A 12,495-nucleotide genomic window follows, 5' to 3' on the forward strand; every position below is an offset into this window, starting at 1 on the left:
GTGGGGGCCGGGCCTTCGGCGGCGGGGAGACCGAGCAGTCGGTCGACGATTCGGTTCAGCACGTAATCGAACGTACGCGAGTTGTTATGGGCTCGTCGCCTGGCGGCGACATTGCGCCCGGTCGTGCGTGGGGCACCCCGAAGCTTGATTGTGCTGACGGTCCGGGGGTGCTTGTCAAGGCGGGAAAGATGCCTTGACAAGCACCCCCGGACCGCAGGGACGCTTCGTATCGGGGTGCGGGGGAGGGGCTGGGTGCCTCGAGTGTTGGGTGCGTCGGCTGCGGTCGGCGGGCTGGTCCGTGAAGGGCCCCTTGAGGGAATCCTGTTCCGTGAGGGGGCCCCTCACGGACGGCGGCTGTTCCGTGAGGGGAACCCTGAGGGACTCAGAGTCCGTGAAGGTTCCCCTCACGGACCTAGGCGGCCAGTGCGTCCGTCACCCGAAGGGCTGGGTCGCTGAAGGGGGCAAGCAGATCCGGGTCGACGCCTGCTCGCGCCAGTGCCGCTGCGAGTACTGCTGGGCGGGCTCGGTCGCCGCCGTCGGCGATCTTCAGTGCCACTGCGGTTCCGTTCGGCAGCGCGGCTAGTTGCACGGCCTCGAAACCGTCCTTCGCGATCAGCCCTGGCACGGTTTGCATGAGCCGGGTGACGTCGCGTCGGCTTCCTGCCACCAGGTCCGGATGCTGTCGAATTCCGTTGGCTACCAACGACTCCGGCGAACCGTCCGGTGCGGTCGCGATCCGCGAAGCAGCTCGGGCCAAGCCTCGCAGGGAGAGGGCGAACAGCGGTGCACCGCAGCCGTCCGTGGCGACTCGTGGCACGGTTTGGCCGGTCAGTTCCTCGACGGTTTCCCGGATCGCGCGCTGCAGCGGATGCGTCGGATCGAGGTAGCCCTCGACATCCCACCGCTGCTCTCGGCAGACGGCCAGCATCGCTGCGTGCTTGCCGGAGCAGTTGTGTGCCAGTCGCGACGGATGACGTCCAGCAGCGATCCAGGCGTCCCGTTCGATCGGGTCGTAGGGCAGGTCGGCGGGGTTGCCCAGATCAGCTTCAGTGAAGCCGTGGCTTGCCAGCACTGCGGCCGCCGCTTCGAGGTGCCTTGGTTCGCCGGAGTGGCTGGCCGCGGCGATCGCGAAGCCGGACGGGTCGAGCTGCAGTCCGAGGCGGGCCATTGCGGTGGCCTGCAACGGTTTCGCGGTCGAGCGCGGGTACATCGCGACGTCGGGGTCGCCTGCCTCGAACAGTGTCGAACCGTCCGCCGCGAGCACGACGACCGAACCGTGGTGCACGCCCTCGACCATGCCGTCGCGCAGAAGGTGGACCAGCGGGACGTGCCGCGGTTCGCGTTCCTGCGGGGTCACGACGCTTCTGCCTTGTCGAACGCGCTCATGTCGATCCGCTTGCGCACCACGAACCAGCCGACCACCAGGGCGACAACGATCACCGGCAGTGCCAGCAGGGTGATCCGGCCGGTCTTGTCGAAGCCCATCAGCACGACGACCGCGGCGAGGAACACGAGGGTCGCGATCTCGGTGTAGGGCGAGAACGGAAGCCGGAAGTGCGGCCTGGTCACCTCGCCGCGCTTGGCTTTCCGCACGAACAGCAGGTGGCTCAGCACGATGATCGCCCAGGTGCCGAGGATGCCGACGGCGGCGAAGTTCAGCACGATCTCGAACGCGTCCTTCGGCACCACGTAGTTCAGCCCGACGCCGATCACGCACACCGACGATGTGAGCAGGATCCCGCCGTAGGGCACCTGGTTGCGGTTCATCACGCCGGTGAACTTCGGCGCGGACCCGGCCAGCGACATCGAGCGCAGGATTCGCCCGGTCGAGTACAGGCCCGAGTTGAGGCTCGACAGCGCGGCGGTCAGCACGACCAGGTTCATGATGCTGTCCGCATAGGGCACGCCCAGCTTCGACAGGACCGTGACGAACGGGCTTTGATCGGCCGTGTAGGCATTCCACGGCAGCAGCATCGCCAGCAGCACGACCGAGCCGACGTAGAACACCGCGATCCGCCACATGATCGAGTTGATCGCCTTGGGCACGACCGCTTTCGGGTTCTCCGTTTCGCCCGCCGCGACGCCGACCAGCTCGCACGAGGCGTAGGCGAACACGACGCCCTGCACGATCAGGATCATCGGCACGATGCCCGCCGGGAAAACGCCGCCGTGGTCGGCGATCAGCTGCGGTCCGGGCGCGTGGCCGTCGATCGGATGCTGCGTCACCAGCAGGAAGATGCCGACGAGCAGGAACAGCACCAGCGCGGCGACCTTGACGATCGAGAACCAGAATTCCATCTCGCCGAACAGCTTCACCGACACGAGGTTCAGCGACAGCACGACCGCCAGCGCGATCAGCGCCAGGACCCACTGCGGGATCGGCGTGAAGAACGACCAGAAGTGCGCGTACAGCGCGATGGCGGTGATGTCCGCGATGCCGGTGGTCGACCAGTTGAGGAAGTGCATCCAGCCCGCGATGTACGCGCCCTTCTCGCCCATGAACTCGCGCGCGTAGGACACGAACGCGCCGGACGACGGCCGGTGGAGGATCAGCTCGCCGAGCGAGCGCACCACGAAGAACGCGAACAGCCCGCACACCGCGTACACGATCGCGAGCGCCGGACCGGCCTGCGCGAGCCGTCCTCCCGCGCCGAGGAACAGACCGGTGCCGATCGCGCCGCCGATGGCGATCATGTTGATGTGCCGGGATTTCAGCGCCTTGCGGTATCCGGCGTCGCCCGCGTCGGCGGTGTCCGCCTCGGCAGTCGCGGGCAGGGTTTCTTCAGTCACGCGGTGGTACCTGTTTCTGCTTCGCCGGCGCGGGCCGGTCGTACGATCGTGGTCAGGGTCTTCTCGACGTGGTCGAGATGCTCGGTCATCGCGGCCGCGGCCGCGTCTTCCTCGCCTTCGGCGATCGCCGTGACGATCCGCCGGTGCTCGACGTTCGACTGCGTCCGCCGTCCGCCGAGCTGGTTCAGGAACGCCGACTGGCGGGCCAGTGCGTCGCGGATCTCTTCGATCACCTTCGCGAACACCGGATTGCCTGATGCCCGTGCGATCGTGACGTGAAACTGTGAGTCGAGCGCCACCCACGCGGCGTCCGCGGACTCGGCGTCCATCCGGTCGACGAGATCGGCGAGCAGCGCGAGCTGGTTCGCGTCGCGGCGGCGCGCGGCGTATCCGGCCACCGGGACCTCGACGTGCCTGCGCACCTCGACCAGGTCGCGGGCCGAGTAGTCGCCGAACGTAGGGTTCTCCGGCGGGCCGCTCGCGGTGACGAACGTGCCGCGGCCGGTGCGCGACACGGTCAGCCCGAGCGCCTGCAGCCCGCGCAGCGCCTCGCGCACGACCGAGCGGCTGACCTCGAACTCCCTGCTCAGGGCGGCCTCCGACGGCAGCTGGTCGCCGACCGCGTACTCCCCGTGCTCGATCGCCTCGCGCAGATAGCCGAGCACGGCCTCCATCGCGCTGACGCGCCGGGGGAGCGGTCCGGCTGCCCGGCTGTCAGACAGGTTCACGCGTCGGATAGTCGGTTCCGGCCCGGCCGCTGTCAAGCGGTGCCCTGGCCCCTTTCTCGGAGGTTGTGGCTTGGTTCACGCTCCCGGGTGACTCTGGGCCGCCCGGCTCCGGGCGGCCCCGGTTTTGTCGGTGCCGGGTGCGACCGTGTCCGGGTACGCGAGAGCGCACCGGTGATCACCACCGGGAACGCGATCGGCGCGCCGCCCGGCGCGTCGGGGCCCGTGCCCGGCCGGTTCGGAGGGAGGATGCCGGGGCGCTCGCCGAACTCGCGGCGGACTAGGGTGGGCAGCCCGGGCCCGCCGCGTCGACCGGAGCCGGGAAGCCGTCTGCCTAGGGGAGGTTTTCGCTGGTGTCGAACGATTCTTTCGTCCACCTGCACGTCCACACCGAGTATTCGATGCTGGACGGTGCGGCGAAGATCGGTCCCCTTTTCTCGGAGGCGGCCCGGCTGGGCATGCCCGCGGTCGGGATGACCGATCACGGGAACATGTACGGCGGGGACGAGTTTTTTCAGACGTCGAAGAAGCACGGGATCAAGCCGATCATCGGCATTGAGGCGTATGTGGCGCCGGAGTCGCGGTTTCACAAGAAGCCGGTGTTCTGGGGGCAGTCGAACCAGCGGGGTGCGGACGAGCTGGGCGAGGGCGGCGATGTGTCGGGTGCGGGTGCGTACACGCACATGACGATGCTGGCGGGCAACGCGACCGGGCTGCGGAATTTGTTCAAGTTGTCGTCGCTGGCGTCGATCCAGGGGTATTACCGGAAGCCGCGGATGGATCGGGAGCTGATCGCGGAGAACGCGTCGGGGATCATCGCGACGACGGGCTGCCCGTCGGGCGAGGTGCAGACGCGGTTGCGGCTGGGTCAGCGGGAGGCGGCGATCCAGGCGGCCTCGGACTACAAGGACATTTTCGGTGCGGGGAATTTTTTCCTGGAGCTGATGGACCACGGTCTGCCGATCGAGCGGTCGGTGCGCGAAGGTCTGCTGGAGATCGGGAAGCTGCTGGACCTGCCGCCGTTGGCGACGAACGACTCGCATTACGTGACGAAGGACCAGGCGGACACGCACTCGGCGCTGTTGTGCGTGCAGGCGGGGAAGACGCTGAACGACCCGACCCGGTTCAAGTTCGACGGCGACGGTTATTTCCTGAAGTCGGCGGACGAGATGCGCGAGTACTGGGACAAGGAAGTCCCGGGCGCGGCGGACAACACGCTGCTGATCGCGGAGCGCGTGGAGTCGTATGAGGACGTGTACACGCACAAGGACCGGATGCCGGTCTTCGACGTCCCCGAAGGCCACACCGATGCCACCTGGCTGCGCCATCAGGTGGCCGAGGGCCTCAAGTGGCGGTTCCCCGAGGGCGTCCCGGACGGCTACGAGGAGCGCTGCGACTACGAACTCGGCGTCATCGAGGGCAAGGGCTTCCCGTCCTACTTCCTCATCACCGCCGACCTCATCCAGCACGCGCGCGAGGTCGGCATCCTGGTCGGCCCGGGCCGTGGTTCCGCCGCCGGCGCGCTGGTCGCGTACGCGCTGGGCATCACGAACCTCGACCCGATCCCGCAGAAGCTGCTGTTCGAGCGGTTCCTGAACCCGGAGCGCATGTCGATGCCCGACATCGACATCGACTTCGACGACCGCCGGCGCGGCGAAATGATCCGGTACGCCACCGACAAGTACGGCGCGGACCGGGTCGCCCAGGTGATCACCTTCGGCACGATTAAGACCAAGGCGGCGATCAAGGACTCCGCCCGCGTGCACTACGGCCAGCCGGGCTACTCGATCGCGGACCGGATTTCGAAGGCGCTGCCGCCGCCGATCATGGCGAAGGACATCCCGCTGTCGGGCATCGTCGACTCGAAGCACGAGCGCTACGCCGAGGCCGCCGAGGTCCGCACGCTCGTCGAGACCGACGAAGAGTGCAAGACGATCTTCGACACCGCCCGCGGCCTCGAAGGCCTGATCCGCAACGCGGGCGTGCACGCCTGCGCGGTGATCATGTCGAGCGAACCGCTCACCGACGCGATCCCGGTGTGGCAGCGCGACGACGGCTCCATCATCACCGGCTGGGACTATCCGTCGTGCGAGGCCATCGGCCTGCTGAAGATGGACTTCCTCGGCCTGCGCAACCTGACCGTCATCGGCGACGCGCTGGAGAACATCAAGGCCAACCGCGGCGAGGAGATCGACCTCGACCGGCTCGGCTTCGACGACCCCGAGTCGTACAAGCTCCTCGGCCGCGGCGACACGCTCGGCGTGTTCCAGCTCGACGGCGGCGCGATGCGCGACCTGCTGCGGCGCATGCTGCCGACCGGGTTCGAGGACATCATCGCGGTGCTCGCGCTGTACCGCCCCGGCCCGATGGGCATGAACGCGCACAACGATTACGCCGACCGCAAGAACAACCGGCAGCAGATCAAGCCCATCCACCCGCAGCTGGAGGAACCGCTGCGGGAGATCCTGTCCGAGACCTACGGCCTGATCGTCTACCAAGAGCAGATCATGCAGATCGCGCAGAAGGTCGCGGGCTACACGATGGGCCGCGCGGACACGCTCCGCCGCGCGATGGGCAAGAAGAAGAAGGAAGTCCTCGAGAAGGAGTACGAGGGCTTCGAAGAGGGCATGAAGTCGAGCCCGCTGGTCGAGGGCGGCTTCTCGCCGGAAGCGGTCAAGGCGCTGTGGGACACGATTCTCCCGTTCGCCGGGTACGCGTTCAACAAGTCGCACGCCGCCGCGTACGGCCTGATCGCGTACTGGACCGCCTACCTCAAGGCGAACTACACCGCGGAGTACATGGCCGCGTTGTTGACGTCGGTGGGTGACAACAAGGACAAGTCCGCGATCTATCTGTCGGAGTGCCGTCGGCTGGGGATCAAGGTGTTGCCGCCGGACGTGAACGAGTCGGCTCTGCGGTTCGCGGCCGTCGGGAGCGACATCCGCTTCGGCCTGGGCGCGGTGCGCAACGTGGGCGCGAACGTGGTCGAGTCGATCATCAAGACGCGCGAGGAGAAGGGCAAGTACTCCTCGTTCACCGAGTTCCTGGACAAGTCGGAGCTGGTGGCCTGCAACAAGCGGGTGATCGAATCGCTGATCAAGGCGGGCGCGTTCGACTCGATGGGCCACACCCGGCTGTCGATGATCCAGGTGCACGAGGACGCGGTGGAAGCCGTCGTCCCGCTCAAACGCCAGGAAGCGATGGGCCAATTCGACCTGTTCGGCTCGTTCGGATCCGACGACGGCGACTCGGCCGAGGCAGCGACCTCGTCCTCGCCTCTCGCGCACCTCAAGTTCGGCGAGGAGGAGTACCCGCGCAAACAGCTCCTCGCCTACGAACGCGAAATGCTGGGCCTGTACGTGTCGGCGCATCCGCTCGACGGGGCCGAGCGCATCCTGCGCAAACACGCGCCGAAGCCGATCGCCGCGCTGCTCGCCGACCCGCCGAAGGAGGGCGAGGTCGTCATCTCCGGCCTGCTCACCTCGCTCGAACGCCGGGTCAACAAGAAGGGCGAGCCCTGGGCGATCTGCACCGTCGAGGACATGGACGCCGCGCTCGAGGTGCTGTTCTTCGCCAAGGCGTACTCGATGTTCGCGGCGGACCTCGTCGAGGACAACGCGGTGCTGGTGAAGGGCCGGGTCAACTGGCGCGAGGACAAGATGTCGGTGTTCGGCGGCGGGCTCGTGCCGCTGGACCTCTCCGAGATCGGCAACGGCGACGAGGAACCGCCGCTGGTGCTGCTGGCCGCAGCCGAGAAGATCGACCAGGCCGTGGTCAGCGAGCTGAAGTCGACGCTGCTGGCGCACAAGGGCGATACGCCGGTGCATCTCAAGCTCGTCGGCAAGAACCAGACGGTCTTCGCGCTTTACGATTACCCGGTGAAGGTCAGTTCGATGCTCATCGGTGAGCTCAAGGGCATCCCTGGGATCACCGCCAACACCTGATGACCGGGGAGGAACCGGATCCCCGCCGCTGGCGGGCGCTCGCGGTCACCCTCACCGCCGGGTTCATGACGTTGCTGGACGTCAGCATCGTCAACACGGCCCTGCCCTCGATCGAGCGCGACCTGAACACCGGCGCGGGCACGATCCAGTGGGTGGTTTCGGGCTACGCGCTCACGTTCGGCTTGGTCCTGGTCACCGGCGGCAGGCTCGGCGACGCGCTGGGCCGCCGCCGGATGTTCCTGATCGCGCTGGCCGCGTTCGTCGCGACGAGCGCGCTCGCCGGAGCCGCACCCGATCCGGTGACGCTCGTCGCCGCCCGGCTTGCCCAAGGTTGTGCCGCGGGCATGCTGACGCCGCAGAACAGCGGTCTGATCCAGGATCTTTTCCGCGGTGCCGAGCGCGGCCGGGCGTTCGGCATGTTCGGCGCGGTCGTCGGCATCTCCACCGCGGTCGGGCCGGTGCTCGGCGGCGTGATCCTCGCGCTGTTCGGCGACCCGGACGGCTGGCGTTGGGTGTTCTACGTAAACGTGCCGATCGGCGTCGTCGCGTTCGGGCTCGCGATGAAGCTGCTGCCGCACGCGGACCGGCGGAAACTCCGGCTGCGCACGGAAATCGACTTCGTCGGGATCGTGTTGCTGGCCGTCGCCGTGCTCGGCGTGCTGCTGCCGCTCGTGCAGTCCGAGCGGGGCGGGCTCGGCCGGTTCTGGTGGCTGTTCGGGGTGGCGATCGTCTTCGGCGTGGCGTTCGTGTGGTGGGAACGGCGCGTCACGCGGCGGAACCGGCCGCCGCTGCTGGACATCCGCCTCTTCACCGGCACTCCGGGCTACGCCAGCGGCGCGGCGGTCGGGGCGCTGTACTTCTGCGGGTTCGCCGGGATCTGGCTGGTGTTCGCACTCTTCTTCCAGCAGGGGCTCGGGTACACGCCGCTGCAGTCGGGGCTGGCGGTCACGCCGTTCGCGCTGAGTTCCGCCGTGACGGCGGCCGTCGCCGGGCGGCTCGTGGCCCGGTTCGGCCGCAGGCTGACCGTCGCCGGTCTGAGCATCGTCGCGCTCTCGCTGCTGGCCGTGGCATTGGTCGTGCAGCTGGTGCCGCCGTCGGCCGCCGGATTCGCGGTGGCCGGGCCGCTGCTGATCGGCGGCATCGGCGGCGGGATGGTGATCTCGCCGAACACGACGCTCACCCTCGAATGCGTGCCGAACCGGCTGGCCGGCGTCGCCGGGGGAGCGCTGCAGACCGGCCAGCGGATCGGCACCGCGATCGGCACGGCCGTGCTGGCGTCGGTGTTCGAATCGGTGGTCCTGACCGCCGGGTACCAGACCGCGCTCACCGCGGCGATGTGCTGCGCGGCCGGCCTCACGCTTGTCGCGCTGGCCTTCGCGACCCTGGAACTTCGCGCCCGGCGACGGCGTGCCATCCTGACGGAGGACCGCCAAGCTGCGCAGTCCGCAGCGAATATTCACCGAACGTGACCTGGCAACTCTTATCTTCGCCGGTCGGTGAGCTACTTACCGCCACCAGGTGATACTCCATCCGGGTGACAGGTGACCTTCGACCCTAGTGCTACTCAGAGCAACCGAGTAGACCTTATGGAGCCTTCAGAACGACACTTTGGCTACCTACAGTGGCAATTCGTTCGATCGACCGGGGATGGGTCGATCGGCCGAGCGGCCCGGGAGTCCGAAGTTCCGGGGAATGGACACCCGGAGTCGCATCCCGGTACGAAATTCGTCGGCGTCCGCGGGGGACCGTACGGCGAATCGCCGGGGCACTGCCCGGAGTGGCCAGCCGAGTGCGCGCGAAGGCAACGGGGCGGGCCCGGGCGAGGGGGAACCGGGCCCGCCCGCCTTTCTCGTCCCGGACTCGACCTTGCTCGCGGATCCGGCCGAGCGACTCGCGGGAGCCTTGTCCGCGCCGCTTGACCTCGCTTTCGGACCCGCGCTGTTGACGGTGTCTCCGAGCGATGCATTTGTTTTGCGCGCGCCGCTTGATCTGGCTCTTCGGATCTGCGCGGTTCAGGATGTCTCCGAGCGATGCGTCGGTTTGCCCGCGCTGCTGACTTGGCTCTCGGACCGTGCGGCTCAGGGCGCCCTGAACGACGCGGCTTTTCGTCCGCGCCGCTTGACCTGGCTTGTGGGCCTGCGCGGTTCGGGGTGTCTCCGAATGATGCGGCTGTTTGCTCGCGCTGCCGACTTGGCTCGTGGGCCTGCGAGGTTCGGGGTGTCCCCGAACGACGCGTCCGTTTGCCCGCGCTGCCGACTTGGCTCGCAGGCCCGAGCGGCTCAAGGTCTCCCCGAACGATGCGGCCGCTTTGCCGCGCCGCTGACCCTGGTGTCCGGGTCCGCACGCCTCACGATGTCGAGAACGGCGGGCCTGTTTCGCTCTCGCCGCTTGACCTTCCCCTCGGGGCCAGCCCCACGCTCAGGGGGTACCGAACGAGGGAGACCGCCGTGGACCTGCTCACCATCGGTGCGTTCGCGCGCCTGGCCCGCCTTTCGCCCAAAGCGCTGCGGCTGTACGACGAGATGAATCTGCTGCCGCCCGCCCGCGTCGACCCGGACATCGGCTACCGCTGGTACTCGCCGGACCAGCGACCGGGCCCGGCGCGTCGTCCAGCTGCGCCGGATCGAGATGCCGCTGCCGCGGATCCGGACCGTCCTCGGCCTGCCGCCGGACGCCGCGGCGGCCGAGGTCCGCGTGTACTGGGACGAGCAGGAGCGGGAATGGCGCGCGAAGCGGGAACTCGCCGGGTTCTTCCTCGACCGACTGGCTGGGAAGGAAACCCCGATGTACGACGTGTCCGTTCGCGAAATGCCCGCCCGCACGCTGCTCACCACCTCCGAGCACCTGACCGCTGACCGGATCGGCGAATTCGCCGCCCCGCTGTTCGCGTTCTTCGGCGGCCCCGCGATCCCGCGCCCGAAAGGCAGCGTCGGACGGCCGTTCCTGCGCTATCACGGCGAAATCAGCAATGACAGCGACGGCCTGGTCGAATTCTGCTGTCCGATCGACCCCGAAGGCGGGGACATCACCTTTCCGGAGATGACGCTCAGCACCGACGACGCGGGACGCGAGGCTTACGTCACCGTGCCGAAGGCGAACATGATGACCGCGCTCGGCGCCGAATCGCTGCACCGCTGGCTGACCGACCGCGACCTTCAAGCCGACTGGAAGCCGCGCCAGATCTTCCTGTGCGATCCCGGGGCGGCCGGCCTCGACGATCCGGTCTTCGAGCTGGCGGTCCGGCTGCGCTGAGCCGTCCGGTTTCCCCCGGTTCCGGCTGCTCGGGGCTGTCGCGCTCGCGCCGCGGCGTCGATCATGTTGGGATGGCCGCGTTCCGCGGAAAGGGGAGCGCACATGGCCCACGAGTCGTTGCCGGGCAACCGGATCCGGGTGTGGTACCGGCCGATGCGACCACGCGACACCAGCGAAGGACACCGCGCGTCGACGCCGCTGGAGCTGCTGTTCGACCTGTGTTTCGTGGTCGCCGTCGGCCAGGCCGCCGCGCAACTGCACCACGCGCTTTCCGAAGGCCACGTCGGGCACGGGGTGCTCAGCTTCGGGATGGTGTTCTTCGCGATCTGGTGGGGCTGGCTGAACTTCAGCTGGTTCGCGTCGGCGTTCGACACCGACGACGTGCCCTACCGGCTCGCCACCCTCGTCCAGATCGCCGGCGGCCTGACCGTCGCGGCCGGCGTGGACAAAGCCTTCGAGGGCGACTTCACGATCGTGGTCATCGGGTACGTCCTGATGCGCCTGGCCGCGGTCACGCAGTGGCTCCGCGCGGCACGGCAAGCACCGGAGGTCCGCTCGACCGCGTACTTCTACGCGGTCGGCATCACGCTCTGCCAGATCCTGTGGATCGTCCGGCTCGCGATTCCCGGCACCGCGGGGTTCGTCGGCTTCTTCGTCGTCCTGGTCCTGGAACTCGCGGTGCCCGCGGTGGCGGAGGCGCGGACGACCACGCCGTGGCACTCGCGGCACATCGCCGAGCGGTACGGGCTTTTCACGCTGATCGTGCTCGGCGAGACCGTGCTCAGTGCCACCAACGCGGTGAAGGAGGGGATCGCGGAGGGCGAGCACACCGGGGAGCTGGTGTCGCTGGCAGTCGCGGGTCTGGTCCTGGTGTTCTCGATGTGGTGGCTCTACTTCGACCAGCCGGGGCATGCCCGTCTCGAACGCGGTAACTCCCGGTGGACCGCGTTGAGCTGGGGATACGGGCACTACCTGATTTTCGGTTCGGCCGCGGCGGTCGGTGCCGGGCTGGAGCTGGCGGTCGGTTTCGACAGCGGGCAGGTGCACGTGAGCGGCATCGTGACCGCGCTGGCCGTGACGATCCCGGTCGCGGTCTTCCTGCTCAGCGTGTGGCTGCTGCACATCGGCCCGACCAACGAATGCCGTCCGATCGCGATCGGCTTCCCGGCGGCCGCGGTGCTCGTGCTGGCCGCGTCGTTCGGTCCGGCGCCGATCCACGTGACGGCGGGCCTCGCGGCGATCCTCGTCGGGGTCACGGTGATCGCGACGCACGGGGAGCGCGAGCCGGGCTGACCGCTCCCGGGGTCGTGGTCGCCGGATCGACGCAGGTCAGCGGCTTGGCGCGAAAAAAGGGACCCCCCTGTTCGAGGGCTGTTTCGGGCCGTGTAATGTTCTCTTCGTCGCCAGGGAAACCGGGCGGCCGCCGGGAACACGAACCAAGCTCCCACAGTAGTGGTAGAGTGGGTGGTCCCAAACCTCCGGAGCTGAACCAGCCCCCGACGAAGCCTCGAGCTTCACAGGGTGTAGAGTTGGACTCCGGAAAAACAAAAGCTTGAAATAACGCATCGAGCTTGGCCTGGTTGATTCCGGGGCTGGTTCGGGGTGTGTTGCTTGAGAACTCAACAGTGTGCTAGTGAACTAAGCCAGTAGAGCTTATTATGAAACCCCCTCGTCGGGGTTTCCTTTGAGAAATATGATTGAGAATAGTCTCGATCGAACTTTACAGCATTGTTGGAGAGTTTGATCCTGGCTCAGGACGAACGCTGGCGGCGTGCTTAACACAT

7 protein-coding genes and 1 pseudogene are annotated in these 12,495 nt (G+C 67.9%); 5 read left to right on the forward strand and 3 right to left on the reverse strand.

Going from position 1 to position 12,495, the window contains the following annotated elements; translation table 11 throughout:
* Nucleotides 1-412: 412 nt before the first annotated feature.
* The 3 genes from D0D37_RS43450 to D0D37_RS43460 are packed head-to-tail and all read right to left on the reverse strand — an operon-like array spanning nucleotide 413 to nucleotide 3,464.
* Nucleotides 413-1,357, reverse strand: a complete 945-nt coding sequence (locus D0D37_RS43450) for an asparaginase (RefSeq protein ID WP_116206399.1) — start codon at nucleotides 1,355-1,357, stop codon at nucleotides 413-415.
* Nucleotides 1,354-2,790 carry an amino acid permease gene (locus D0D37_RS43455; RefSeq protein ID WP_116206400.1) on the reverse strand — a complete coding sequence of 479 codons (1,437 nt, stop codon included), beginning with the start codon at nucleotides 2,788-2,790 and terminating at the stop codon, nucleotides 1,354-1,356. Before D0D37_RS43455 ends, D0D37_RS43450 begins: the two co-directional genes overlap by 4 nt.
* Nucleotides 2,787-3,464 (reverse strand): FadR/GntR family transcriptional regulator, encoded by a 678-nt coding sequence (locus D0D37_RS43460; protein WP_116206404.1) that lies wholly within the window; start codon nucleotides 3,462-3,464, stop codon nucleotides 2,787-2,789. Before D0D37_RS43460 ends, D0D37_RS43455 begins: the two co-directional genes overlap by 4 nt.
* A gap of 404 nt (nucleotides 3,465-3,868) precedes the next feature.
* Here D0D37_RS43460 and dnaE point away from each other — a divergent pair, with 404 nt between their 5' ends.
* The 5 genes and pseudogenes from dnaE (at nucleotide 3,869) to D0D37_RS43480 (ending at nucleotide 12,004) form a co-directional block, all read left to right on the forward strand.
* Entirely contained in the window at nucleotides 3,869-7,459 is a 3,591-nt protein-coding gene (gene dnaE, locus D0D37_RS43465) for a DNA polymerase III subunit alpha (RefSeq protein ID WP_116206401.1), read from the forward strand.
* Nucleotides 7,459-8,928, forward strand: coding sequence for an MFS transporter (locus D0D37_RS43470; RefSeq protein WP_116206402.1), 1,470 nt, complete (start codon nucleotides 7,459-7,461; stop codon nucleotides 8,926-8,928). The genes dnaE and D0D37_RS43470 overlap by 1 nt, the downstream gene beginning before the upstream one ends.
* Nucleotides 8,929-9,756: 828 nt before the next feature.
* A pseudogene (locus tag D0D37_RS48340) lies at nucleotides 9,757-9,990 on the forward strand (hypothetical protein); the annotation flags it as partial.
* Nucleotides 9,991-10,087: 97 nt separating this feature from the next.
* Nucleotides 10,088-10,711, forward strand: coding sequence for a GyrI-like domain-containing protein (locus D0D37_RS47695; protein WP_244223885.1), 624 nt, complete (start codon nucleotides 10,088-10,090; stop codon nucleotides 10,709-10,711).
* A gap of 102 nt (nucleotides 10,712-10,813) precedes the next feature.
* Entirely contained in the window at nucleotides 10,814-12,004 is a 1,191-nt protein-coding gene (locus D0D37_RS43480) for a low temperature requirement protein A (RefSeq protein WP_116206403.1), read from the forward strand.
* Nucleotides 12,005-12,495 lie beyond the last annotated feature (491 nt).

It is taken from the genome of Amycolatopsis circi, from assembly GCF_003385235.1.
GTDB classification, from domain to species: domain Bacteria; phylum Actinomycetota; class Actinomycetes; order Mycobacteriales; family Pseudonocardiaceae; genus Amycolatopsis; species Amycolatopsis circi.

Excerpts from the sequence above, each read along its gene's own strand:
- D0D37_RS43480 (WP_116206403.1), top strand. The coding sequence starts at position 10,814 with ATGGCCCACGAGTCGTTGCCGGGCAACCGGATCCGGGTGTGGTACCGG.
- D0D37_RS43470 (WP_116206402.1), top strand. The coding sequence starts at position 7,459 with ATGACCGGGGAGGAACCGGATCCCCGCCGCTGGCGGGCGCTCGCGGTC.
- D0D37_RS47695 (WP_244223885.1), top strand. The coding sequence starts at position 10,088 with ATGCCGCTGCCGCGGATCCGGACCGTCCTCGGCCTGCCGCCGGACGCC.
- D0D37_RS43460 (WP_116206404.1), bottom strand. The coding sequence starts at position 3,464 with ATGGAGGCCGTGCTCGGCTATCTGCGCGAGGCGATCGAGCACGGGGAG.